Here is a 25,651-nt window from a genome sequence, read left to right as displayed (position 1 = left end):
CCAGCAGGAAATTTCCTTTGACCCAACCATCGTTCTCTCATCATTTTAGAGTCCAACGGATACATCGAAAACATGTTATAATGAAAAGACATTTAGTGATTAACCTTTAGTCGTTCATCAAACCGATCCTAAAAGGAGGAACTTTAATGAAACATCGGACGCTAACACGAATAACCAAACATAAATTAGCATTAACTATCTGGGCTACACTATTTATGACAGCAAGTATATGCCTTGGAATACTTTTTGGATTCACCTTAACCTCTTTAACGCGAGTCTCGATAGGAAGTTTAAAGTTCTCTTTAACAACTTTAAAATCCGCTAGCGGACTACTGATTGGTCTATCTATCTTTTTCTTGATCCTGTTTATCGCCACCATCGTTTATTTAATGGTTGATAAACGAAAAATTTCATTTACCATATCTGATAACAGCATTGACGTACATAGCCGAAAAGCTTCCTATACGGTTAATTTGAATAATGTCGATTTTATTCATCTTTTACGTCTGCCCGACGCTATGGAATACGGTTTCAGAGATGTCGTCGCCCTCTACGAACACAAAAATTTTTCCTGGACCGTTCTCTCTCCTTATTTAAGAGATAAAGAGGATAAAAAAATGCCGATTGGCCTGATTCAACAAGATATTATTGAGCATTTTAACGCCCTAAAGGGCCGTGAACTACGTGAGAAACTCCAAGCTGGTCAAGCTATTGTGTTCCCCTATTTAGCTAAACATCACGCCATTTCGGTTGATACAAGTCAGCAAGAAGACTTTGATCGTGAATTGATCATTGAAGAAAGCAAAGGAAATCTACCAGTCTCTCAAATTATGCCCACGGGAGCTGAAATCGTCTGGCAAGGACACCAATTGACCATCGATGGCACACCGGTTGACATGTTTGACATTGCAGATGTCCAACTGCATCACTTTTCAAAATCGGCTTCTCGTAAAAAAGATCGTTTATCTTGGCATTACGGTCAACAAGTCAATCTCTTAGACAGTGATAACACCATTTTAGCAAAGATCTATTTGCCAAGTCTCTTAAACGGCGATATTTTCCTTGAACTGCTACTAGAAGCCATGTCACTTAGTGAAGACGACACTGGAACATAAAGTCCTTTTGTCCCACCCACTAGATCCGCTCCGATATCCCTAATCTCTAAAACTAAAGTTTTATGAATTATGAATTGATTGAGATGGACGGACCCAGCTTTCACTTAACCGAGCAATTGATAAAAAATTCGTTTTCACTTATCGCTTTTAACTTGATGAAGCGTTTAAAAATTACAAATGTGCTAATTTCTTTATCAAATGTGAAAATAACATGAATTTTTTGTTGTTTTTATGAGTAATTTAGTCTTTTTTAACAAAAAATGAGTTATTTATGAATATTCATATTGAAATCATCAGGCAAGTATCGTAAGATAAGGGTACTAAAAAAATACAACTAGATTTGGTGATTCTTTTTGTATAAGAAATTGAAGGTGAATTTTCATGGAAGCAGATTTAATCGTTGTCGGTAACACATATCAATGCGCAAGTCCCTTACTTGAAGAATGCTTTAAAGGAAAAGTTGAAAAGTTATATGATTTATCAGCTTTAGTAGAGGTAAGAGATTCTTCTCAAATTGATACCACTCGGGTTCAGGAATTAAACAAACGGCTTGTCATTCCATTCTCGCAAATCGTTGAAATATAATTTTGACACTAATTAAACTAAAAGACGCCTCAAATTGTCATGCATTTGAGACGTCTTTTATTTGGTTTACAGCAAAAAGGTAGTTCTCCGTTGAAATGATCGTCTGCGTGTCACCTCTTCGTACCACTGTAAAGGTAACCATAGACTACTTAAAACCTTTAGCCAACCATGATATTTTCTTCCGGATAGCGAATCAGAGTATCGTTATTTTTTTGACGGCGAGCCACGGCTAATAAGAACGTATAAACCCCTACTCGTCCAATAAACATCAATAAAATAATGACGCCTTTTCCGATTAGGGTCAGTTCTGGTGTTAAGCCCATTGTCACACCAACCGTTCCAAAAGCTGAAAAAACTTCAAATGCCACATACTCAATTCCAACCCCTACTGGAATTGTTTCTGTCATTGACAATAAGGTGATGGCACAAATTGCAATGGCCGTTGAGATAAAGAAAAGAGCAAAAGCCCGCATGATAACTTTACGATTAATTGTCCGCTCCCGATAAACAGTTGCTTCGCGACCGTGAATACTCGCCCAAGCATATAGCCCTAAAACACCGAGAGTTGATGTTTTAAGCCCGCCAGCGGTTGATCCCGAGTTCCCACCAATAAACATCAATATCATCGTCACGATCAGACTGGCATCAGATAAGTCGCTATAAGGGATACTGTTGAACCCAGCTGTCCGTGGTGTCACCGTTAGAAAAAAAGTATTCACTAGTCGTTGCCCAAATGATAAGTCCTCACTATAGGCAGCTAAATTCTTCTCAATCAACAAAAACAATAAGAAGCCACCGACTAGTAAGCCCCCCATGACGTTAAGCGCTAAGCGCGAATGAATCGACATTTTTTTCGTCTTAAACCAGGTTAAAACTTCTCGCCAAACGACAAACCCGAATCCACCAGCAATAATCAACCCCGCTAAAACCATCATGACATAACTGTCCTGTCGCATGCTTTCTAGACTGTCACCAAACAAATCAAATCCCGCATTACAAAAAGCTGAGACAGCATGAAAAAGACTGTACCCTAGACCCTTCCAAAAACCGTATTTAGGGCCAAAAGAGACCAGCAATAAAACTGTTCCAACTAGCTGAACAGAAAAGGAAAACTTTAGTACATAGAGGCCTAATCTTAACACACCCGTGTGTTCGTCAAGATTCAGAGCCTCTTTTAGTACCAAGCGCGTTCCAAAATTAATTTTTTTGCCAACCACCATTGTAAAAAAAAGGGTCATCAGCATAAAACTCATGCCACCAATCTCAATTAAACAAAGAATTACCCCTCGACCAAATAAACTCCAATGAGCAGCCGTATTAACCGTCGTTAAGCCAGTAACGCAAACCGAGGAAGTGGCAACAAATAATGCGTCTAATAAATTCGTGTCGCCAGTCGTTGACGCAATTGGCAATGATAATAATAGCATTCCTATTAGTATCACGCCAAAAAAACTCAAAACAATGAATTGAACCGGCGATAATTTCTTTGGAAACCTGCTCTTTTTCTTTTCTTTCAATATGCTAACCTCAACTTATCATCCATTTTCACCACGTAGTTTAATAACAACATTGTATCACAGACTAGCTTATCCAGCTTGTAAGTCTTCAATATTCACAATTCTATCCACTAAGTTCTCATAAAAATCAGCCTCATGAGAAACGATTAACATCGTCCCTTCATAAGCATCTAAAGCTTGGCGAAGTGCTCGTTTGGTATCTGTATCTAAGTGATTGGTTGGCTCATCCAAAATTAATAAGTTGCTCTTGATCATCGTCATGATACAGAGTTTCACCTTCGTTTGCTCACCTCCACTTAAAAATTTCATTGCTTTTTTTACATTGTCATCGTGAATACCACTGCGAGCTAGTTGAGTTCTGATTTCTTTATCTAGTAATGTAGGATATGCTTCTCGAACGTAATCAAAAGGGGTCAGACTCTGGTTAGGCCAATTTAACTCTTGAGAAAAGTAATTAATTTCCAATCCTTCTGGCAAAATGACATTTCCCCCTAAAGCTGGTATCTCACCTATTAACGTTTTCAGCAAAGTTGACTTACCAATTCCGTTAAACCCATTAATCGCTATTTTTTCGCCTCGCTGAACAATTAAATCGATAGTAGGCAACAAGGCATGCTTATAACCAATTGCTAAGTTCTTGGTTTCGATCAGATAATTTGCCAAAATTGGAGCGTGAGGAAATTCAAAAGCACTTTGATACACTCGCTCAGGTGCTGATAGACGGTCAATTTTATTTAATTGTTTTTCTCGACTTTTGGCAATGGTCGACCGGGAACCCGCTTTGTATTTTCGGATATAATTTTCCAATTTATCAATTTTCTCCTGTTGAGCATGGTATTCTTTTAAATAATTCTCATTGGCAATTTCCTTCAGCTTCAACGCTTTCTTTAAATTACCAGGATATTTCTGTAGGCGTCCGAATTCAATATCACAAATACAATTGGTGATTTCATTCAAAAACTGATAGTCATGAGAAATAACCAAATAACTACCAGCAAAATCGTTTAGGAAACCCGCTAACCACTGAACATGAGTATCGTCCAAATAGTTGGTAGGTTCATCAAGTAATAGCACATCCGGCTCCTCTAATAACAATTTTGCTAGAAAGACCTTAGACTTCTGTCCGCCACTGAGTTCGCTCAACTTCTTCTCCATGCCAATCGCTGCAATTCCCAACCCAAAGGCCATCTTTTCGATTCTTTGTTCGATCGCATAAAAACCACTTTGTTCAAGTATTTCTTGTTTCTTCCCTGCTTTTTCGAGCAGATCATCAGCCAAACTTTCTCCATAATCAGCATACAAGCCTTCGATCTCTTTCTCTAAATCATAAAGAAATTTAAACGATGTGCGCAAAAATTCCCGAATAGTCTGACCTTCTTCTATCAATAAATATTGCTCAAGGTAACCTAATTTGACATGGTTTTGCCAAGTAATTTTGCCTGAATCGGCTAAAACCTCACCAATCAAAATTTTAATTAGGGTACTTTTCCCAGCACCATTTTTACCAACTAACCCCATATGTTCCCCTCTATTTAGAGTAACATTGCCTTCTTGGTACAACACTTTATCAGGTAACGCATAGTTCAAATCTTCAATTGTTAAGATACTCATTGTCATCATTCCTTTTTCAAAATAAAATAAAGCAGAGTTCAGTAGTCACCTACCAACCTCTGCTTTTTCATACAAAGGCCACTAAATACATCCTAGCAGCCTGATAAAATCTGTTTATCCTCACTTAATTTAGACAACTCAAATAAGACTTTTGCAAGCCTGATTTTTTCCAAAAAAAGTGATGAAGAGTCTATCGTTTTTAATGCTCCATACAATGCTTCATCTAATTCATTTGTAGGGAGCCGTTTCGTCTAATATATGGCGTTGCTTTGTTCATTATCATTACCTCACATTCGCTTATATACTTTATCACACCTCTGGAGATTTGTAAAATAGTTTTGCTTAATAAAATCACATCACTCCACTGTTTCATCTTGACATGGTATGATAAACATAGAAAGGAGGTTACTATGACCAACTATCTCTTAATTTTTGGCGGAAGTGGTTTTATTGGTCAAGCGATTTGCAAGGAAGCTGTTGACCAGAAAATTCCTGTTGTCAGCATTTCTCGAAGAGGAGAGCCCCAAAACCTGTTTTTGCGCAACCATCCTCTGATAACTTGGGTAAAATCTGATATATTCACTGACAAGAACTGGCAACAGTACGTGGTCAACGCTTCTGGTGTCATTAACTTAATTGGCATTTTACGAGAAAACCAGAAAAAGCGTCTAACCTATCAAAAAATGATCGTACTGGCTAATCAACTGATCGCTGATCAAGTAGCTCACTATCCCCAAATACCGTATGTCTTTCTTTCAGCCAACGCCAATGGGCCATTGATTCCTAAAGAATACCTTGAACATAAACGACTAGCAGAAAACGACTTAAACAAACTGACAAATCCAGTCACTATCGTGCGACCTGGCTTAGTAATCGGTGTTGATCGTCCTCTCTCTTTAATTGAAGGCGGTGCGGTTTTTTTTCTAGCCCACCTTCCAATCCTTCGCGTTTATTTTAGGCCAGTCTTTCCCATTAATGCTCAAAGACTAGCTACCCGGGTTATTTGGGAAATTCGCCATCCCAGCACATCCTGCATAACACCAGATGACTTATGAATAATCCTCTCTCTTCGATGTCCTAAACTTCTACGCATTTTAAATGCTAGAGTTAAGGCTCTTCGATGTCCTAAACTTCTACGCATTTTAAATGCTAGAGTTAAGGCTCTTCGATGTCCTAAACTTCTACGCATTTTAAATGCTAGAGTTAAGGCTCGGCACTTTCGCAAAACGCGAACAAGCGGAACAGCCGGTTCGCTTGGAATGGTTTTACCAGATCGGTCTGAGCATGTGTGTATCATGAGTAGCTTTAGGAGGAAAAAAAGGGACTTTAGCGCTCAGCTTTCAGACTATGACTGGTTAATCCAGCGACTCTCCAGTTTTATTTGAGTTACTTCTTGATCAAATAAACTCTTAAAGGCTAATTTGCCCATTTCTTTCAGTGGATGTAAAATGGTTGGAAATCCCAAGATGCGACTTAGTAATTCATTTCCTTGCCCAATAATTCCAATCCCTTGTCCTTTTTGATAATAATCATAAATACCTGCTGCCACCTCATCACCGTTTGCAAACACTACTTGTGGCGGATTGCTTTGTTTGGCAAAAAATTCACCCGCTGCCATGCCTTCCTCAAACGTGCGACAATCACGAAAAATAACCGCTTGGTCTAACGAGCCAAAAACTTCAATAAAACTTTCAACTGTTGTTCTCATGCTGGCACTTTTGCGCTCATTCCGACTTAAAGTTAAACCAACTGGCATTTTCCCCTCCGCCTTAATCTCTTCAAATACTTGTTTGTACATTTTTTTGCGCTCAATGTAAACACATGAAATATTAAATTCACCCGTATCTTCACAACAGACAATTGGCGCTTGCTGGGCATATTCTTCGATTGTTTCTAAAGACATCCCACGGGATAAAATAATCAAACCATCATAAGCCTTTGCCAACAATTCTGTTAAAAAATGATGCTCTAATTCTCGATTATAATTGGTTGGCAACAGCGTCACAGTATAGTTCGCTTTAGCCGCCTCGTCAATAATCCCACTGATCGTTTGTTCAAACCATGAATTGTTGGTCAGTGGGAGAACGACGCCGATATTCAATGATTTCCCATAACTCAAATGACGGGCTTTAGTATTAGGGATATAGTTAATTTCATCGATAATCTCTTGGATTTGTTGCCTCTTTTCTTCAGAGACATAAGGGTGGTTATTCAATACTCGGGAAACCGTTGATACCGAGTATCCTGATAGCTTGGCTATATCTCGAATTGTTGTCATCTAATCAATCCCTTCCAACTTGTTAAGGTCATTATAACGAAACTGACACACGGTCACAATTTCTTGTCAGTTACAACTCCGATTTAAGGTAAGCCGCATTGACTGCCTACTTTCTATAGAATAGTCTATGAAACCAGTCCCACGTCAATTAAAAGACTTAGGCAGCTTTCCAAGCAAAACACCAAAACCTGCCCTCTCGCGAGAACAGGCCATTGATTATGATTATGGTAAAATATTGCCAGCAGCGCGATAGATCTCATACCACTCTTGACGAGTTAACACAATATCTGACGCCTTAGCCACTTCTTTAATTCTGCTTTCTTTCATCGTTCCTAAGATTGTTTGCATATTAGCTGGATGTCTCGAAATCCAAGCAGTTGCTATCCCGGTATTCGTCACATTATATTTTTCTGCTAAAGTATCAATGGTCGCATTTAACTCAGGGAATTTCTCATTTCCTAAAAATACACCTTCAAAAAAGCCGTACTGATAAGGGGACCACGCTTGGATTGTCATGTCATGTAAACGAGAATAATCCAAAATACTGCCATCATGATCCACACTGGCATCATCTTTCATATTAACATGAATTCCTTGGTCGACCATTCCTGTTGCCATAATGCCAAACTGTAGCTGATTCACTAATAGCGGTTGGTTTAGACTCTTTTTTAACAGCTCAATTTGCATGGGCTTTTGATTGCTAACACCAAAATGACGAACTTTTCCTGTTTTCTCTAACTGGTCAAAGGCAGCAGCTACCTCTTCTGGTTCAACTAACGTATCTGGACGATGCAACGCTAACACATCTAAGTAATCAATATCTAACCGTTGTAAGATTCCATCAACTGAAGAAAGTATGTGCTCTTTAGAAAAATCAAACATCCCTTGACGAATGCCACATTTACTTTGAATAAAAATATCCTCACGTTTGATTGAACTATCATTTAGTGCTTTACCGAATAACACTTCACATTCACCAGCACCATAAATATCAGCATGATCAAAAAAGTTAATTCCTTCATTAACCGTTGTCTCAAGCAATGATGTTGCCTCATTTTGAGATAAGCTGGTCATTCGCATGCAACCTAAAGCCACTTGCGACACTTTCAACTCTTCATTTCCACCTAAATTAATGTATTCCACTGACACTTCCTCCTTTTATTTACAGGGTCTCACTGACACCTTTCTCCCTTGGTTCTAGCCAAAATTGCTAAAACAGAAACAAACTGTAAGACTCCAGCCATTGTTGTCATTAATTAATTCTTTGTGCCTTCACACATCTTTCATTATACATGTAACCACTTACGATTCATACTTATTTAATTGTCCCACGTCTTGTTTGTCTATTACTGCCAAGACTAAGTGATTGATTAAAATTCTTATTTCGCGACGACCTTGAGGATACTGTCCATCTTCTAAATACCCCACTAATTTCTTTAAATGATAAAAAAACAGAAGGGGGGCTTCTTCCTCTGGCAATGTTACACCGACGAAATCGGTTTCCAACACACCTTTGATAATCCCCAACAATAATTGTTTATAGTAATGATTAGATTGCTCACTTAAGAGCAATTTGAATAAGTCCATTTCCATGCTAATAACCGTTTCTCTTGGTTGCGTATCAATTCCTTGAGAAATAAATGTTAATTGTTCAACAATCTGGTTAAAAGGCAGTTGGTTCTTCTTTGTCTCAACCTGAAAGAGATACTGGATAAACAATAATTCAAACACCTTTAACTGCTCAACATAGGTTTTACTGTCCAATTGTTTACTTAACACGACAGCTCCCTTGTAAGGAATCAATTTAATGTATCCTTCAGATTCTAATCTAAGCAAAGCGCTTCGGACTGGCGAACGGCTGACTTCGAGTTGATAAGCCACATCTTGTTCGACTATTTTGCTATTTGGCCCAAATACGCCTTCTTCGATTTGAATTAATAAATAATCATAGACCTTTTTCTCAGTTTTTTTTATTCGCATAAGTTAATCCTTTTCTTTCATTCACTGCATCCAGTATACCAAACTTTTCATCATTCAGAAAAACAAGTAAACATCTCCTTAGCTGTCATAAACAAAAAGAGAGAGACGATCATCGTCCCCCCTCTCACTTTAGCCTAAACCAACACGATCAAAAAGTGTCTCAACATGCTTCATATGCCAATGATAATCAAAAGCTTCATCCAAATCGGCGTGGCTTAAGGCGGCCATAATGGTTTCATCCGCTTCCAACAGCGGACGGAATTGGGTTTGATGATCCCAAGCATAAGCGGTTTTTGGTTGAACTAAATCATAAGCTTCTTCTCTAGTCATCCCTTTATCAATCAATTGTAGTAAGACGCGTTGACTATAAATCAAACCAAATGTCGCATCCATATTTCGTTTCATATTCTCTGGAAAAACTGTTAAATTTTCGACAATTGTACTGAAGCGATTTAACATATAGTCAAGTAAAATCGTAGTATCAGGAATAATAATCCGCTCTGCCGATGAATGAGAAATATCACGTTCATGCCACAAAACCATATTATCCATCGCCGTTAGGACATGACCACGTATCACGCGAGCTAGCCCAGTCATGTTTTCAGATCCAATCGGATTTCGCTTATGAGGCATCGCCGAAGAACCTTTTTGACCTTTAGCGAAAAATTCTTCCACTTCACGAGTTTCCGATTTTTGTAAACTCCTAATTTCCGTTGCAAATTTTTCAATACTAGTGGCGATAATCGCCATAGCTGAAACGTATTCTGCATGCAAATCACGCGGCAGCACTTGCGTCGAAATATCTTGTGCTCGAATCCCTAATTTGTCACAGACAAACGCTTCAACTGCTGGTGGCGTATTGGCAAACGTCCCGACAGCCCCACTTATCTTGCCCGCTTCAACGCCTTTAGCCGCATGCTCAAAGCGCTCAATATTACGTGTCATTTCTGAGTACCACAATGCTAATTTCAACCCAAAAGTAGTCGGCTCAGCATGAACACCATGGGTTCTCCCCATCATAACTGTAAATTTATGCGCTCTCGCTTTTTCGCCAATAATCTCAGTAAACCTGGCTAAATCACGACGCAAGATATCGTTGGCTTGTTTAAGCAAATAGCCATAAGCCGTATCAACGACATCCGTACTCGTCAAACCATAATGCACCCACTTGCTTTCATTTCCTAAAGATTCGGAAACGGCTCGCGTAAAGGCCACCACATCATGACGGGTCTCTTGTTCAATTTCTAAAATACGAGGAACGTTAAACGTGGCTTTTTCTCTGATTTTCTCCACATCTTCTTGTGGAATTTCGCCGAGCTCTGCCCAAGCTTCAGCAGCCAGAATCTCAACCTCGAGCCAAGCATTGTAGCGGTTATCATCTGTCCAAATATTTCCCATTTCCGGGCGTGTATAACGTTCAATCATTTAACTATCTCCTCTAATTTTATTAGTCAACTACTTTATCTGTAATCTGAGTTTTCTTCCCAGATTTGAATCCCCTCAAGATGAACCAGTTCTGACTCAACGTCGTCCGTTAAAATCGTTATGTGACCCACAGTATCATTTTTACTTAAAGAGGTTGTGCCATAATAATGGTGATACCAATTTTTTTCAAAAGGGATGTAGCTGATTGTTTCAATTAACTGTTCACTTGCGACATTCATCATAATAGCTGCTGAGTAAAGTTTAATATCTGGCAATTGCCACCCGCAAATGCCTCTGATATGAGCGTCAAACTGAGATAAATTACTGGCTTCTAAAGAATAGTGGCCAGCACTATGTGGGCCTGGCGCTAAAGAATTAACATAGATCATGCCGGCTTCTGTGACAAACATTTCAATCGTTAAAATACCTTGGACGTTTAACGTGACGGCAATATCATCCGCAATACGATAAGCTTCCTCAGTAATTTCATTTGGCAACTCAGCTGGCACGATCCCTTGAGCAAACCGGCCGTCCTTATGATAACGGGTCTCCACAATTGGAAACTTGGAATAATCATGATTGCCATTTCCGACGATCATCACAGTGATCTCTTTTTCAAACGGAATCATCGCTTCCAAAATGCAAGTTCCCTCTCTCACTAATGGCAAACAGCCTCTAATATCAGAGATACGTTTCATCACATGCTGGCTTTCAGCATTTCCTTGGCCTCGATCGCCTTTTAAAATACAAGGAAAGCCGATTGCTTCAATATTTTTTTCAATATCGCCAATCTGATTGATTTGCGCATAAGGGGCTATGTTAATATTACTGGCATCCAAAAACGTTCGCTCTAATAACCGATCTTGAGGAAATTCCAATAATTCTAAACTTTGAGGAATTGACACTAGCTCATCGACTTGACGGATTAACGAAAGATCATTATCCAAATGTTCAAAAGTTAAAACATCACACTTTTCAGCCATCCGAACCATCGCCAACTGATCTGTGTAATCTGCTACTATCTGCCAATCAGCCACTTCGGCTGCGGTACATCCTTGCTCTGGAGCTAAAATACCGACATGAAACCCTATGGATTTAGCTGATAGCGTTAATAATCGGGCTAAATGACCACCACCGATTATACCAATTGTCTGACCAGGTATAAATAATTCTGACAACGTCATCTCCTGCTTTCTTTAAGACTAGGTAAAGGCGTTTAGGGCAACCTTCCTTCCTTAGTTTAACAATGGCAGGAGCTAGTGTCAAAACTTTCAGTCAAATTTTTTGACATTCTTTTAAGATATACTTGACGTAAAATCAACCGATTAGGTGACACCTCTTTTTAATGGCTTATCTTTCGGCTTTTTATGCCCTTTTATCTGCTACAACTGATCTTGTTCCCTCTAAATTGCCATAATTAAACACGATGTTTAGCAAAATAGCCGTAAAGCTACTCATCACAATACCGTTCCCTGTAAACATTTGTAAAGCTGCTGGAAATTGTGAAAAGACCGTCGGAACCATATTAAACCCAAGACCAAAGCCAATTGAAATGGCTATAATCAATAGATTCTTTTCATTGGACAGATCGGCTTTAGACAACATCTTCATTCCCTGTACAGCCACCATCCCAAACATTACTAACATTCCACCACCTAATACAGGCTCAGGAATAATTTGAGCTACTGCACCAGCCTTTGGCAACAACCCTAATGCAATCAAGAAAAACGCCGAAAAATAAATCGGCCGTCTTGAACGAATGCCTGATAATTGAACAAGTCCGACATTTTGCGAGAAACCGGTATATGGAAATGTATTGAAAATGCCACCAAGTATCACAGCCAAACCTTCAGCACGATAGCCTTTTTTTAATTCTTCCTTCCCAACTTTCTGGCCCGTAATATCTCCCAGAGCGAAATAAACACCTGTAGATTCGACCATACTGACAATTGACACGATAATAATAAGTAAGATTGACATTAAATCAAATTCTGGGAACCCAAAATAGAATGGTTGCGGTAAATGAAGCCAAGTAGCTTCCTTTACGGCAGAGAAATTAACCATACCAGTTACTAACGCAACCAAGGTTCCCCCAACTAAGCCTACTAAAACTGAAATAGATCGAAAAAAACCTTTACCAAAAGCTTGTACCCCTAAAATAAGAGCGATCGTTAAGAACGCCAAACCAATATTCCGTAAATCACCAAAGCCTTCGGCACCTTTAACGCCTCCACCAATTTTTTCAATCGCAACAGGTATTAAAGTCAAGCCAATCACCGTAATAACCGTCCCTGTGACAACAGGCGGGAAAAACTTCTCTATTTTAGAAAAAACACCGGAAATCACCACGATAAAGATCCCAGCCACAATAATAGCACCATACATCGCCCCAATACTTTTAGTTGAGCCGATTAAAATCAATGGCGAGACAGCCTGAATCGCACAGCCTAAAACAACAGGCAAGCCAATCCCAAAGTATTTATTGACAGTTAGTTGTAACAAGGTGGCCACACCACACATAAAAATATCAATCGAAATCAGGTAAGTCATTTGTTCTGTATTAAAGCCCAGCCCTTGACCAATTAATAACGGGACAGCGACTGCACCAGCATACATCGCTAGCAAATGTTGTAAGCCTAAAACTGCTGCTTTACCATTAGATGACTGTTCCATGCTAATTTTCCTCCACAAACGCTACTTGATTATTTTCTAACGATGCAATACGGGCTAAAGATTCAACTCGCAATCCTTTACTAATTAATAATTCACGACCGTCTTGAAACGATTTTTCAATCACAATGCCGATACCGTTAACCTTAGCGCCTGCTTGACGACATAATTCAACTAAGCCTAGGGCAGCTTGACCATTTGCTAAAAAATCATCAATAATTAAGACATTATCTTCTTCATTTAAAAACTTTTGAGAAATTGACACATTACTTGTCACTTGCTTTGTAAATGAATAGACTTCTGCTGTCAGTAATTCTTCTTTCATAGTTAAACTTTTGGCCTTGCGAGCATATATGACAGGTACATTCAAAAATAGACCTGTAAAAATTGCAGGAGCAATGCCAGATGCTTCAATCGTCACAACTTTTGTGATCTGTTCAGCTTTAAATAGCTCAGCGAATTCCTTTCCAACAGCCTCCATTAACACTGGGTCAACTTGATGAGTCAAAAAGTTATCCACTTTCAATACACCATTCTCCAAAACTGTTCCATCTTGTCTGATTCGATTCTTTAAAATTTCCATCTTGTCCTCCTTAGATTTACACTGCTCCTAAAAAAATACAAAAAAACCTTTTTCTGCTATTTTTCATAGCAAAAAAAGGTCAAATATGCCTATTTCTGCTTATAGTCTGGTATTTACGGCACCAGGTAGAGACGATCAACCAATTATGATCATATACAAGCTTGTAATTTTTCAAAAAGTTTTCTTAATTATCTACCATAATTCCCATTATTTCAAGCCAAAACTTAATAATTTTTAATTTTCTCATTAGATTATTAAGATTTACAACAAAATAAGCTTTTTCATTTTTTAACATAAACATTTAATATAAAAATATAACTGATGATAATAGAACTTTTCGGACAAATTTCCCACTACCATATCTCAGAATTTCCGTTTAGAGTCCACTATTTTTAAAAGTTTAAATGCCTCACAAATAATACCATTGGCAATAAAAAAGAGCTAGGTCATCCCCAGCTCCTACTTCTATTTCTTTCTACGACGAATTAATACGATAATGATCACAATGACGATGATAATACCGCCAATGACTAAACCGGTTTTAGCTATTTCTTCACCAGTTTCGGGTAATGGTTGTCCAACATTGCTAGCTTCTGTAACCAGCCCTACTCCCAACAGACATATTGACACTAATAAACCACTTAAAAATCCTTTTATGACCTTAACATGCTTTCTCATCTGATTAACTCCTTTTATCATTCTGTTCTATTTTATTTAAATAGGTCATGTTAAACTAACTTGTTTTTCGATTTAAAGACATAACACCCTGAAATCAGTTCACTCTTTTGAAAATTAGCCTAACAGTTACTGAAATACCTATTATACCATGAAATAGTTTCAGTTCAATATTCCACCCTAAAAAAGATTTTAATCATACTTATTCAAATTATAGGTCTCAATGACACCGATGATTTTTTCTTGATAATTAGGATCGGTCGCATAACCGGCAGCTTGTAAAGCTCTGGCTGCTTCTTGGTATGTCGTTGCTTGAATAACACCTTGATAAAGATTTGGATTCCAATCCACGCCATTGACAAATAGTAAGGCGTGATCATCCATTGACGCCTGCCAATTAGGATAGACACGAAAATCAGCTTTGATTTCGATCCATTTACCATCGACAAATTCACTGGTTCCTAGATTAACTTTATCCGTGTTGCCATACGCCTTGATCCCGAATAAATTACCATAAGTCGCTGCCAATTGACTTTGCCCCCAATCAGACTCAAGAATTGCTTGACCCAAAATAATACTTGGTAAAATATTATGCCGTTCTTGAATCACTTTCGCGTGTGGGGCTATTTCATCAATAAACAGTTCTGACTGAGGAACTTGCGCGACCTCTAGCGGTCGCTCATAGTGTTCACTTAACAACGATAGGCTCAGGACAAAACAAAAAGTTAACATTAAAATAACCGCAATCCACAATGTTAAAGACTGTTTCCAGTTCTTTTTTGTTCGTCGTTGATAACTTTTGGGGCGTTTAGCCGGTCGTTTTTTTTGATTTTTCATTATTTACCTGCTTCTTTTAATACATCTAAATATTCTTCTAATACTAATTGATGGCTAACCATATAATTCGCACTCTCAGTGCCAACATAGCGTAAATGCCAAGGTTCGTAATTAATGCCCGTTATTTCTTCCTTATTTTTAGGATAACGGATGACGAAACCATATTTGGCACAATTTTGATCAATCCACTTACCAGCTTCTGTTTCAAAAAATTCTTCCTCTAATCCATTTCCCTGATCGTACCAGACTTGATCAACCACATCAACTGCCAAGCCCGTGTGATGCTCACTTCTTCCTGGATGTGTAACATATTCTTCAGCCTTTGCCTCAGCCTCTTGTTCGCTCAGTCCGCTTGCCAAATATTTGCTGACATCTGCGTCAAAAACCGCTTCTTGATCAGCGATTGATCGATAACTCGAAATAACTGTTAAAGAATAACCAGCTTCAGCCGCTGCTGCTTCCATTTTGTAGTAAGCATCATAAATTCGGTTATCAATCTGATAACCGTTTTTCATGGCCGTTAAGGTTTTAGGTTCTGCTGTTACAGGAGTGTCGTGGTTGACTAAAATCAGTTGCCAATCCGATCTTGATACATCTGGTAACTCACTATCTACTTCTTTTTTAGTAGCAACAGCAGTCGAGGTTGCCGTTTTAGTGTTTTTTTCTGACACGGCTTCTTTTCTTGGTTGCGTCTCAGGCGGAAAGAAAAAAATGATTACCATAAACCCAACCATCAGAACAGACAAAATACCAATTATTTTTTTGGTCATTACATCCCTCACTCTTGATCTTCATTGGTAACATAAGTATCGGTTAAATTTTCATTGACCCATTCAAGCAAATCTACAGGCGAATCTTCGATTTGTTTTTGAATAACAGCTGGTAAAGAGAACTCCAAAATATCATCATATCCCCACACACCATATTCCATGGAAACTTTCAAATTGATCATTTCCTTACTTTGAGCTCTTGGTGATTTTGAATAGGTATCTTTCTGACTAATTAACTCGACTGTTGCCTCACCAGATTGAAGCCACTTTTTGGCAATTAACGACTTAACTCGTTTATACTCCATTACCACATAATTGCGTTTCTCAGGAAAGAGAATCGTTTGTTTAATAATTTTCTGCATTAACATCCACTCATAATCAGAAAATAGACTTTTAATTTTTTGCATTTCTTCTGGCTGCATAGCAAGACTGCCACGTTTCCACTCTTCCCATTGTTGAAGAGGCACTTCTAAATAATCGCTACAAAAGCGATTCTCCGAATCAAATTGACTTAGAATTCGATCGATAATAATTTTTACCATAGCTTGATGCATTTTCATCACCTCATTCTCTATTCTACAACGGTCACTCAAAAAAAGCACCTTTCACCTATAATATTAAGAAAAAGTTGATTTTTTTTCAAGTCATACACAATTCTGCTATACTTATATTAGTCAGATGAGGGAATCATCACTTAATTATTCCCTCGCTTATTATTGAATTAATTCTTTAAAGATTTTGCCAGCAAGCAATCAGTGACGTTGCGCTTTTTAGTTTTGATTCAACTTTAGACAGTGATTAAATTTAGGAGGAAATTATTTATGACACATTACCGCTGGGCAATTGTAGGACTTGGTTCGATTGCCACTCAATTTGCTGAAAATTTCAACCCAGAATTAGGAGAACTTTACGGCGCGGCTTCCCGTGACTTAACGAAAGCTGAGGCCTTCACAAGAGCTCATAATATCACCAAAGCTTTCGGTTCTTATGATGACTTATTTGCTGATCCACTTGTGGACGTCGTCTACATCGCCACTCCTCACAACCATCACTTGGAAAGTATTTTGCCTGCTTTAGAAAATGGCAAACATGTTCTTTGCGAAAAAGCGATCACCATGAATTCAGTAGAATTAGCCCAAGCTAAACAGTTAGCTGCAGAAAAAGGCTTGATTTTAGCCGAAGCTATGACACTCTTTAATATGCCCTTGTACCTAACTCTTAAAGAACGCATTGACAACGGGGAATTCGGCAAGTTAAAAATGATTCAAGCATCATTTGGCAGTTTCAAAGAGCCCGATCCGACTAACCGTTTTTTTAGTCCTGAACTAGCAGGTGGTGCCATCTTGGATATTGGCACTTATGCTCTATCCTTTGTGCGTCTCTTTTTATCAGAACAGCCTGATTTTGTCCAGTCCACAATGAGCCCTTTTCAAACTGGTGTCGATGAACAATCAGTCACTATTCTTCGCAATCAGCAAAACGAGATGGCTACGATTGCGTTTACTTTCCAAGCCAAAATGCCTAAACAAGGTATTGTCGCTTTTGAGAAAGCCTTTATTACAATCAATGACTATCCTAGAGCAGATACAGCGATTATTACGTATTTAGATGGGGAAGTTGAAACCTTCCGCGCAGGAGAAGAAACGTTGGCATTAAACTACGAAGTGAGCAACATGAACCAAATGATTGACGGCACATTACCTAATGACTCATTGAACTTAACAACCGATGTTATGGACTTAATGGATCAAATGCGCACCCAGTGGAAGCCTTAAGTCCTGTAAAATAAAAAACTGATGTCTAACACCGACTCTCGAGTCGGTGTTTTACTTTCAACGTCCCCTCCCCTCATCACCCCTTCCGTAAATTTTTTGGCTCTACGGTTTTCAGACACTCTTCATCATGCGCTTTATAGTGTTAACCTTTTAGCCATATCTGTCTATTTTAACTAGCCGTCTTTAAAACAATTCTGAGGCATGTTCCTTAACCTTTACTTGTTAGACACAACTGACCATAAAAACTCTCTTAGTTAGTCCCAAGAGAGTTTCTTTTTTTGATTCTTAATCGTGTAATCAATTTTTATCTCAATGAACCGTTCAAACTCATTTAATAACTGATAAAGTCGTGCTCGATTTTCAAATTCTTCCCGTGTTTTAGGCAGTGGGGCATCACGATAATACGCCAAGGTTTCTTCGATTCGCTTACGAATCTCCAAACCATCATTTTCTTCTGCAAATGTTACTGCTGAAAATGTCAGTAAGGCTCTCATCTGTTCGGTATTTCCTTGCCGATAATCAATACGATTCACCAAATCGTTCATCTTACCGAGAACATTGACTTGCAGACGTCGCATGGTAAAATAATTAAAATAATAATCGTCGCTTGTCAACAACTGATTATCACCGTGACGTTGGGCTGTTTCCTCAGCCTCCGCCAAGGCTACAACAACTTGACTCAATAAAGGACCACAGGAGATAGCCTCCCCATCTTCCGCTAAATAATGACTCATGCCCAACAATAACTGGCGGATTTTTTCATCAATTTTTTTCTGACTTTTCTGTAAATTATGACTGATATCCGGCATATAACTATTGGCCAATAAAGCGAGCCCTACACCTATAAATAATAAGCAAAATGCATTACCAATCAGTCGATAATCTAAACTTTTTTCCACCAAATAATGAGTCACTAAAACTGAGCTGACTGGAATCCCCTCTGACATTTTTCCTCTGACAGCAAGCGGGATAAATAAAAGTAAATAAATACCAAAAGCAGCCGCGTTAAATCCAATTACTTTGAAACAAATAAATGCAATCCCAGTGGCTAAACCTAATGAACAAATTCGATAAAAACCTGTTTCAAAGGATGAACGTTTAGTATTCGTTACACTTAGGATGGCAATGATTCCCGCAGATGCCGGATAGAGTAAACCCAATTGTTGGGCAAGTAAAATCCCTAACGCTGCACAAACTGCGGTTTTAACGGTTCTTAAACCAATTTTAATTTTCACTTCATTCAACTCCTACCTATCTAGAATAGCATGCTTTAGCATTTAAACCGAGTGATTTTATAACCTTTAAAGCCAATTTTTTCACCCATTTATGGTATGATAGACAATAGAAACGTCTAAATACATCATAACATAGTAAAAAGGAGATTTTTTAGATGAGAAAAAAACCACTGTTTGGTTTTCTGTTGTTACTACTTCTATTTATGACTGCCTGTGGTATTACTGAAGAGTTGGAGCAAGCCAAAACCAACGTTGCTGATTTGAAATCAGCCCTCACGGAGCAAAGTGACAACTATCAGCAACTTTCTGCCTATATTGAAGAAATTCCTGAGGCGTTTCAGACAGATCGCGAAACAGACCCCGCCATGGAACTGTTTATTGATGAAACAGGTGAGGTATTTGATAATTTGCAACTACGCCAAGAACTACACAGCGTAATGACAAAGAACCAAAAAAACATTAAGACGATAAAAAAAGAACTAGATCGGATTGTCAAAAAAAATGGTGCAGATGTTAATAATGGGCAACTAACCTTAATCAGTCGAAGTTTGGAAATCGTCACAAGTAATTTTGATTCTTTAAACGTCTACGTTGAGACTAGTATCGCTCAAGAAAAACAGTTTTATGATGACTTGCCAATGGAAGATGATAATCTGGATGAAGAATTATCCATTATTCAACGAACATACGGGGCGATGGACATCGTTAGCGAAGAGGCCCAGGCAAACATTGATTATTCATTAAGCCTTATTAAAACCTTTGAGAAAGAAGCGGCTCAAAGTAAGGAGCGTGGAAAATGATAGCCGGTCCTATAAGATTTGGACTTAGAACTTTCAAAACAGCCCTAGCTGTCTTGCTCTGTATCTTGCTCTTTCAATTACTTCAGCGTGATGCCCCCTTAATTGCCTGCTTAGCCGCGGTCTTCGCCATGAGGGAAGATGTTTCATCTACCATTCACTTTGGCTCCTATCGAATCATAGGGAACCTTTTAGGGGGGAGTTTAGCACTGATCTATATCTACATCTATCGGATTTTTAATTATAGTTTTTATGCAGAGCTGATCCTCATACCTCTATTTGTCATTTTTATCATTATATTTTCTGATGCTCTCAACTTTAATCCTGGCATTGTCGGAGCCTGTGCTACCCTATTTATCATCGTTTTAACAGTGCCTGAGACTGAAACCTTCTGGTATGCTATCTCTCGTATTATGGACACTGTCATCGGCACGCTAGTTGCTTTATTAGTTAATCGCTTTGTTAAACCTCCTGATGCTAAGATAACACACGAGGTCACTCCAGATTTCCAAGAAGCCTTTCTCGCTCAAAAGCAAGAAATTGCCACACTTAAACGACAACTTGCTGACTATCAAAAACAAGATGACAACTTCCACTAAGTTCTGAGTAATGTCTGCTTTCCGCTCAAAAAACGACTGCGATTTCTCGCAGTCGTTTTTTCTTAATCTTCTTTTGCTTCCGTTACATTAACTACATTTTGACCATTCTTTTTAGCCATGTTTTGTAACATCTCTTTTAAATCCAAACCAGTGGTTTCTTTCAATGTTTCTTGAGAAGAAGCTAATAAATTAGTCGCATAGTTAGTCACACGATTAGCACCGCTTCCTTCGCCACCTTGGCCAGTGTCAACAACTGTAATCTTCTCGATATTGCCCAGCGGTTGTGACGCTTCCTTAACAAGGTTCGGCAACATTTCAACGATCATACTCATAACAGCTGCTTCGCCATATTGTTTAAAGGCTTCAGCAATTTTTTGTTTCGCTTCAGCTTCAGCAGTACCGCGTGCTAAAATCGCTTCGGCTTCCGCATTACCCTCTAAACGGACTTGAGAAGCGTTGGCTTCGGCCATAGCTTCCACACGGAATTTTTCAGCTTCGGCTTCCGCAACTTCGCGGGCTTTGGAAGCTTGAGCTTCTTGTTCACGAGCATAACGATCAGCATCTGCTTTTTTCTTCACTTCTGAATCGTATTGTTTCTCACGACGGATAATTTCTTTTTCTTCTAACTCAATTTGCTTTTGACGCTCAATAACTTTTACTTCCATTTCCTGAGCAATAACTTCTTGTTGAGCCTTCGCACTTTGCAAGTTATAGGCTTGGTCAGCTTTCGCCTTCGCCACATCTTGTTCTTCTTTATACAACGCTAATTTTAATTCTTTTTCTTTAGAGGCTTCTGCAATTTCAGTTTGACGCTCTAACTCTGATTTTTGAGATTCTTTTTCAGCTTGTGCGCGTTTAATACGAGTTTCTTTATCCGCTTCAGCTTCGGCAATATTGGCATCACGCTTCACTTGCGCAATTCTCGGTTTACCTAATGAATCTAAATAACCATTATTATCGCGAACTTCTTTGATCGTAAATGAAACGATAATCAATCCCATTTTAGCTAAATCAACACTGGCAACTTCTTGCACACTTTGGCTAAATTTATCACGGTTTTGATAGATTTCCTCAACAGTCATCGACCCTAAAATCGAACGTAAATGACCTTCCAATACTTCACGAGCTTCGTTTTCAAGTTCATCACGAGTTTTGCTTAAAAACTGTTCAGCTGCGGTGGCAATTTCTTCCACAGAAGAACCGATTTTAATGATCGATGTACCATCTGCCATAACCGGTACACCTTGCTCAGTGTATACTTCAGGTGTAGAAACATCTAATTTACTTGAAAGTAAACTTAAGCGGTTTGAGCGTTGAAAAACAGGCAATACAAATGACCCGCCACCACGAACAATTTTCACTTTATTACCAGACTCATCCTGATGAACATTTTTACTCCCTAAATAACTTCCACTAATAATCAAAGCCTCATCGGGTTTGGCTGTTTGGTATTTCGTGATAAAAACCACTAGTAACATCAATAAAATAAAAACGACTAATCCAATCGGTACTAACAATATCATGTTTCTTCCTCCTCTTTCTTTATAGAGACAGTATCACTAGCAAGATATAACCTTATGACAGTGATTCATCAAAGATCAGGCCCCTCCTAGCGACACTATAACTGAACCTCTTCTGTTGATTAACTAACGAGATTTCCTTCAGATAATTTTTATTCACCATTCTGATTAATCGACTGATCAATCCCTCACTTAGTGAAGCTTTCTTTATACGGCACCACATAGCAGACACGCTCTCGAATTTCAATAATCAACACTAATTCGCCATTAGCAATTCCAGCTTCTTGGGGCTCGTAAAAGCTAGCCGGTCGTGTAATAGAGCCGGTTACACTTTTAAATTGAACTTCCCCCATCCCTTTAATAGGAATTGGCGTCACCACTGTTGCTGTCCGACCTTCAAGATCTTTTTCAGAGGTTGAAATTGTGGCTTCAGAATTTCGCAATGGTACTACTATGTAAAAATTTAATAGGAAAACAAGCAAGGTTGAGATGCCGGCCCCTATCAAGAAAACCATCAAGCTATTTCCAACAAAAAACTTCTCACCGATATATCCAAATAACGACGTAAATGCAACCCACGGAACGATTAACATCGGATCAATTGGTCCATCAAAATCAAAGATATCACCAAAAATAAACAAGAGAACTGCCAAGGCTGCACAAACAATTAATGCGTAAAAATAAATCGTTTCTAAGGGATACCCACCAAGCATAAGTCTCACTTCCTTTCTCTTCGTACCCTGTTATCCTATTTTACCAACCTTTGTAACAAAAATACAGTCAATTCGTAACCTTTTTGTAAAAAATCAGTCTTCAGCCTTAGTTATATTTTAATCGTTATGTCCTTTTAACGCAATGTTTTTCGCATACGCTTGTTAATTGAACTGATCACCTCCCCACCTTTGCCTTTGATAAAAATTTCTTTCCTTCATAACTAAAACTAAAAACAATGCAACAACGACCTTGCTAACAGTCATCACTACATTGTTTTAGTTAATTTATCGACTCTTCCTTACTTTCACTAATCACTCTTTTTCAATTGCTTCATGCCGACTGTTGATATTGCCAATATCAACAGTAACATCCCTATTACTTGCCAGCTTTCTTTTGTTCCCATTTGTGGCAATCGACTGTAACCAGTAGGACTCACCTTATTACTAGCTGTGGGGATGGCTGGGACTGGCTCAGGCTTCGTTGGTTCTGTTGGATTTGTTGGCTCTGGTTTAACAGGCGGTGTAACAGCTTTGTCTGTCGCTACAAATGTCCATTCTGAAGTCGTTAAATAGCCATTAAACTGATTATCCAAACTTAGTGGAACAGTCAAATCCAGGTAGTATTCCTCATCTTGCCCAACTTTAAACTCACCTAATAGCGTTCCCGACTTCTCCGTCATCTGATGAATAGAACCAGAATAAAGGACCTCGGCCCCATGACTTAAGGTCAGGTTTAGCTGCTCTAAAAAAGCTAAGTCAATCGGATCAGTACTAACAATGCTCAGACTAATCTCAACCTCTTTGTCACTATCATTTTTGATGGTTAGCTTTTGCCGCACTTTATCCCCTGGCATGACGCCTTTAAACTTGGCTAACAAATCCTCCGTCTCTAATTGAAAAGTACCATTCCCTTGATAATTCAGCATACTATCTTCCAACTCCGCAGCTTGACCAATGATCGGTAATAAGTAGAAAAAACTGATTAGCAGTATTAGGATAGGTAAACGGTGTTTCCTTGGTTCTTTCATCTTTTAAACCTCCCTCAATACTCTAACTTATTTAGCTAATTCGGCCAGCCAGTTGCGTCTGTAACAGTTGTACCGTTATTATCCGCTTGGACCCCAACTGCCGTTACATCTACGTTAATTTCTTGGCTACTAAAACGATTATCAGCTAATAAATTCAACTTAACATGCTTGAAAAATGGTTCAGTTTCCGCACCTGGGGCTAATTTTTCTTGATAGTAATAATAACCATCCTTCTCAACCCACTTGCTCTGATAATCAACTTCAATTAAGCGTAATTCAGCTGGCTCAATATCAGCTCTTGGGACAACAAAATTTTTAACTACTTTCACTCGCACCCACGCAGCTTTATTCCCGACATTCTCAACGGATACCACTCGATTAATTTCATCACCCGGGGCTAAAATATCATTTCCTTGAACATAAGGAGCACCTTTAGCATCTTCCTCAATTAAAGCAATCTTCACTTGACCAGTAGTAATGATTCCTTTTTTTACTTGACTGTCGCTAAACAAAGCCAGTGTTGAATAAACAGCTCCTGCCAATAATCCTAACAGCAAAATAACTCCCGCTACTTTCTTTTTCATCGTTGTTTCGCTCCTTCCTAAACGTGATACAAGCCAATAAACTTGAGTATTTTCGACTTGTACCACAAACCTTGTAACAATTGATTGCCACAAATCATTCGGCATAGAATACTCTTTCATCCGTTCCAAAAATAGTGAATAAAAGCAAGACTTATTTTGATTTTATAATTACCTTCTTGGAACTTTAAAAAAGAATTAATCGCCTTTTATGCTGTTTTGTGGGCAGTTATCATTTAGATACTTCGCTCCATGCTGCCGTTGCGTCGGCAAAACCTGATGCTTGAATTGCATAGCCTGTAACGGTTAGTTGAGCTGTTTTCAATTCTTCAAGACTAGCTGCTGTTAACGTATTAGCAAATGTCAACTGACCAAAGACAGGAGCTAATACTGTATCAGTGCTTTTAGTTGGTACCGTTGTTTTATACACATAAATTTTCTTGTTTCCATCGGTTTTCAAGAGCGTCCAATCAGAGCTATAATTAATGGTCACCGCCGACTCATATTTAGCAAGACTATCTGTAAACGCTAGTTCAGCAAAGACGTAGGCCGTCTCGCTGTTCGCTGTCACAGTGATTGTTGGGTCTTTCTCTAAAACTGCTCCTGGGATGATTTTATGATTAGTTGCTGCGTCCCATTTAGGTTCAGTTAAGGTAATTCCCACTTTCCCAACTGTAAACGTGTTGACTTTAGGTGCTGTTTTATCTGTTAAATAAGCGAATGTGCCTGCAATTCCAACTAATAATAATAAACCAATTGTTAATAACCCTGCGATTTTTTTCCGATTGTTTGTCATGTTAATTACCTCCAAGTTTTTTAGTTACTAGGGTCTACGCCCCATAATTCCATTACTGCTTCAATTGGTGACGACTGAACACTTTGTGTGATAACTTCTAAATTGAAGAGTTTCTCCTGATACGCCTCAGCTAATTGCTCCTTAGGTTTAGCCGATTTCACCAAGACAGCCGTTTGTTCACCACTCATTACTGGTTGACGGCAATACCAAAAACCATCTTTTTCAAACCAATTCACTTCATTAAAAACGATGTCATAGGTATCAGTTGCCACCAATCCCACACTGTTATTGCCAGTTTTATCCAGCCACTGGGGAATAATTTTCACTCGAACAAAAGCTGTCGTGTTACCCGTATTCGTAATTTTCACATCTGTTTTTAAGTTTTTATCAAACTTTTCCTCAATTTCGTGAGTTACCTTACCTACTGTAAATTGATTAGCCCGCTCATCTGTTTTTGCTAACAGCCAAGCTTGAGTCTTATTGACTAATAGTAAACCGCCCGATACGAATATCACGATTAACATTAGTCGCCATTTGGACTGCTTGTTCATTTCATCTCCT

Annotated in this window: 26 protein-coding genes and 1 riboswitch; of the genes, 6 read left to right on the top strand and 20 right to left on the bottom strand. The window is 38.6% G+C overall.

Going from position 1 to position 25,651, the window contains the following annotated elements; translation table 11 throughout:
* The first annotated feature begins 146 nt into the window (after positions 1 to 146).
* Both I6N95_RS11250 and I6N95_RS11245 read left to right on the top strand, forming a co-directional pair.
* Positions 147 to 1,115: a hypothetical protein gene (locus I6N95_RS11250; RefSeq protein WP_209527651.1), complete on the top strand. Its 969-nt coding sequence runs from the start codon at positions 147 to 149 to the stop codon at positions 1,113 to 1,115.
* 381 nt (positions 1,116 to 1,496) lie between these two features.
* The gene (locus I6N95_RS11245) at positions 1,497 to 1,700 is read left to right on the top strand and encodes a DUF2187 domain-containing protein (protein WP_209527649.1); all 204 of its coding nucleotides are present in this window, start codon (positions 1,497 to 1,499) and stop codon (positions 1,698 to 1,700) included.
* A gap of 158 nt (positions 1,701 to 1,858) precedes the next feature.
* Here the strand turns inward: I6N95_RS11245 and I6N95_RS11240 are convergent, their stop codons facing one another.
* Positions 1,859 to 3,220 carry a TrkH family potassium uptake protein gene (locus tag I6N95_RS11240; protein WP_209527789.1) on the bottom strand — a complete coding sequence of 454 codons (1,362 nt, stop codon included), beginning with the start codon at positions 3,218 to 3,220 and terminating at the stop codon, positions 1,859 to 1,861.
* A gap of 66 nt (positions 3,221 to 3,286) precedes the next feature.
* Positions 3,287 to 4,828 carry an ABC-F family ATP-binding cassette domain-containing protein gene (locus I6N95_RS11235; protein ID WP_209527647.1) on the bottom strand — a complete coding sequence of 514 codons (1,542 nt, stop codon included), beginning with the start codon at positions 4,826 to 4,828 and terminating at the stop codon, positions 3,287 to 3,289.
* A 410-nt stretch (positions 4,829 to 5,238) separates the two neighbouring features.
* On the opposite strand from I6N95_RS11235, the gene I6N95_RS11230 reads away from it, so the two are divergent.
* Positions 5,239 to 5,883, top strand: coding sequence for an NAD-dependent epimerase/dehydratase family protein (locus tag I6N95_RS11230; RefSeq protein ID WP_209527645.1), 645 nt, complete (start codon positions 5,239 to 5,241; stop codon positions 5,881 to 5,883).
* Positions 5,884 to 6,173: 290 nt separating this feature from the next.
* Here the strand turns inward: I6N95_RS11230 and I6N95_RS11225 are convergent, their stop codons facing one another.
* The 11 genes from I6N95_RS11225 to I6N95_RS11175 form a co-directional block, all read right to left on the bottom strand.
* On the bottom strand, positions 6,174 to 7,106 hold the full coding sequence (locus I6N95_RS11225; RefSeq protein WP_209527644.1) for a LacI family DNA-binding transcriptional regulator: 933 nt from the start codon (positions 7,104 to 7,106) through the stop codon (positions 6,174 to 6,176).
* 222 nt (positions 7,107 to 7,328) lie between these two features.
* Positions 7,329 to 8,186 carry an aldo/keto reductase gene (locus tag I6N95_RS11220; RefSeq protein ID WP_209527786.1) on the bottom strand — a complete coding sequence of 286 codons (858 nt, stop codon included), beginning with the start codon at positions 8,184 to 8,186 and terminating at the stop codon, positions 7,329 to 7,331.
* 222 nt (positions 8,187 to 8,408) lie between these two features.
* The gene (locus tag I6N95_RS11215; RefSeq protein ID WP_209527642.1) at positions 8,409 to 9,086 is read right to left on the bottom strand and encodes a GntR family transcriptional regulator; all 678 of its coding nucleotides are present in this window, start codon (positions 9,084 to 9,086) and stop codon (positions 8,409 to 8,411) included.
* Between the two features lie 129 nt (positions 9,087 to 9,215).
* A complete protein-coding gene (gene purB, locus I6N95_RS11210; RefSeq protein ID WP_209527640.1) occupies positions 9,216 to 10,511 on the bottom strand; it encodes an adenylosuccinate lyase in 1,296 nt (431 codons plus the stop codon).
* A gap of 35 nt (positions 10,512 to 10,546) precedes the next feature.
* The gene (locus tag I6N95_RS11205; RefSeq protein WP_209527638.1) at positions 10,547 to 11,689 is read right to left on the bottom strand and encodes a 5-(carboxyamino)imidazole ribonucleotide synthase; all 1,143 of its coding nucleotides are present in this window, start codon (positions 11,687 to 11,689) and stop codon (positions 10,547 to 10,549) included.
* A gap of 187 nt (positions 11,690 to 11,876) precedes the next feature.
* Positions 11,877 to 13,184, bottom strand: a complete 1,308-nt coding sequence (locus tag I6N95_RS11200; protein WP_209527636.1) for a nucleobase:cation symporter-2 family protein — start codon at positions 13,182 to 13,184, stop codon at positions 11,877 to 11,879.
* A gap of 1 nt (position 13,185) precedes the next feature.
* Positions 13,186 to 13,764 (bottom strand): xanthine phosphoribosyltransferase, encoded by a 579-nt coding sequence (locus I6N95_RS11195; protein WP_209527634.1) that lies wholly within the window; start codon positions 13,762 to 13,764, stop codon positions 13,186 to 13,188.
* Between the two features lie 82 nt (positions 13,765 to 13,846).
* A riboswitch (purine riboswitch) is annotated at positions 13,847 to 13,943 on the bottom strand.
* 286 nt (positions 13,944 to 14,229) lie between these two features.
* Positions 14,230 to 14,442: an LPXTG cell wall anchor domain-containing protein gene (locus I6N95_RS11190; RefSeq protein WP_209527631.1), complete on the bottom strand. Its 213-nt coding sequence runs from the start codon at positions 14,440 to 14,442 to the stop codon at positions 14,230 to 14,232.
* A 189-nt stretch (positions 14,443 to 14,631) separates the two neighbouring features.
* On the bottom strand, positions 14,632 to 15,276 hold the full coding sequence (locus tag I6N95_RS11185) for a glycoside hydrolase family 73 protein (RefSeq protein ID WP_430727534.1): 645 nt from the start codon (positions 15,274 to 15,276) through the stop codon (positions 14,632 to 14,634).
* On the bottom strand, positions 15,276 to 16,046 hold the full coding sequence (locus I6N95_RS11180; RefSeq protein ID WP_209527630.1) for a M15 family metallopeptidase: 771 nt from the start codon (positions 16,044 to 16,046) through the stop codon (positions 15,276 to 15,278). The genes I6N95_RS11185 and I6N95_RS11180 overlap by 1 nt, the downstream gene beginning before the upstream one ends.
* A gap of 8 nt (positions 16,047 to 16,054) precedes the next feature.
* Positions 16,055 to 16,600: a hypothetical protein gene (locus I6N95_RS11175; protein ID WP_209527779.1), complete on the bottom strand. Its 546-nt coding sequence runs from the start codon at positions 16,598 to 16,600 to the stop codon at positions 16,055 to 16,057.
* A gap of 267 nt (positions 16,601 to 16,867) precedes the next feature.
* Between I6N95_RS11175 and I6N95_RS11170 the strand changes: the two genes are divergently transcribed.
* Entirely contained in the window at positions 16,868 to 17,821 is a 954-nt protein-coding gene (locus I6N95_RS11170) for a Gfo/Idh/MocA family protein (RefSeq protein WP_209527628.1), read from the top strand.
* Between the two features lie 254 nt (positions 17,822 to 18,075).
* On the opposite strand, the gene I6N95_RS11165 is transcribed toward I6N95_RS11170, so the two are convergent.
* A complete protein-coding gene (locus I6N95_RS11165; protein ID WP_209527776.1) occupies positions 18,076 to 19,050 on the bottom strand; it encodes an aromatic acid exporter family protein in 975 nt (324 codons plus the stop codon).
* Positions 19,051 to 19,211: 161 nt separating this feature from the next.
* On the opposite strand from I6N95_RS11165, the gene I6N95_RS11160 reads away from it, so the two are divergent.
* Together I6N95_RS11160 and I6N95_RS11155 are read left to right on the top strand one after the other, a co-directional pair.
* A complete protein-coding gene (locus I6N95_RS11160; RefSeq protein WP_209527626.1) occupies positions 19,212 to 19,856 on the top strand; it encodes a hypothetical protein in 645 nt (214 codons plus the stop codon).
* A complete protein-coding gene (locus tag I6N95_RS11155; protein WP_209527624.1) occupies positions 19,853 to 20,452 on the top strand; it encodes an FUSC family protein in 600 nt (199 codons plus the stop codon). The genes I6N95_RS11160 and I6N95_RS11155 overlap by 4 nt, the downstream gene beginning before the upstream one ends.
* A gap of 62 nt (positions 20,453 to 20,514) precedes the next feature.
* Here I6N95_RS11155 and floT read toward each other — a convergent pair whose 3' ends face one another.
* The 6 genes from floT to I6N95_RS11125 form a co-directional block, all read right to left on the bottom strand.
* Positions 20,515 to 21,975, bottom strand: a complete 1,461-nt coding sequence (floT, locus tag I6N95_RS11150) for a flotillin lipid rafts scaffold protein FloT (RefSeq protein WP_209527623.1) — start codon at positions 21,973 to 21,975, stop codon at positions 20,515 to 20,517.
* Positions 21,976 to 22,160: 185 nt separating this feature from the next.
* Positions 22,161 to 22,685 carry an NfeD family membrane protein gene (locus I6N95_RS11145; RefSeq protein WP_209527620.1) on the bottom strand — a complete coding sequence of 175 codons (525 nt, stop codon included), beginning with the start codon at positions 22,683 to 22,685 and terminating at the stop codon, positions 22,161 to 22,163.
* 308 nt (positions 22,686 to 22,993) lie between these two features.
* Positions 22,994 to 23,713, bottom strand: a complete 720-nt coding sequence (locus I6N95_RS11140) for a hypothetical protein (RefSeq protein ID WP_209527618.1) — start codon at positions 23,711 to 23,713, stop codon at positions 22,994 to 22,996.
* A gap of 35 nt (positions 23,714 to 23,748) precedes the next feature.
* Positions 23,749 to 24,297: a hypothetical protein gene (locus I6N95_RS11135; RefSeq protein ID WP_209527615.1), complete on the bottom strand. Its 549-nt coding sequence runs from the start codon at positions 24,295 to 24,297 to the stop codon at positions 23,749 to 23,751.
* Positions 24,298 to 24,526: 229 nt separating this feature from the next.
* Positions 24,527 to 25,090 carry a SipW-dependent-type signal peptide-containing protein gene (locus I6N95_RS11130; protein WP_209527613.1) on the bottom strand — a complete coding sequence of 188 codons (564 nt, stop codon included), beginning with the start codon at positions 25,088 to 25,090 and terminating at the stop codon, positions 24,527 to 24,529.
* Between the two features lie 20 nt (positions 25,091 to 25,110).
* Entirely contained in the window at positions 25,111 to 25,641 is a 531-nt protein-coding gene (locus I6N95_RS11125) for a hypothetical protein (RefSeq protein ID WP_209527610.1), read from the bottom strand.
* Positions 25,642 to 25,651: the final 10 nt, after the last annotated feature.

The sequence above is a fragment of the Vagococcus allomyrinae genome (assembly GCF_017829975.1).
Lineage (GTDB): Bacteria > Bacillota > Bacilli > Lactobacillales > Vagococcaceae > Vagococcus_D > Vagococcus_D allomyrinae.
This window is presented reverse-complemented; position numbering and strand designations above follow the sequence as displayed.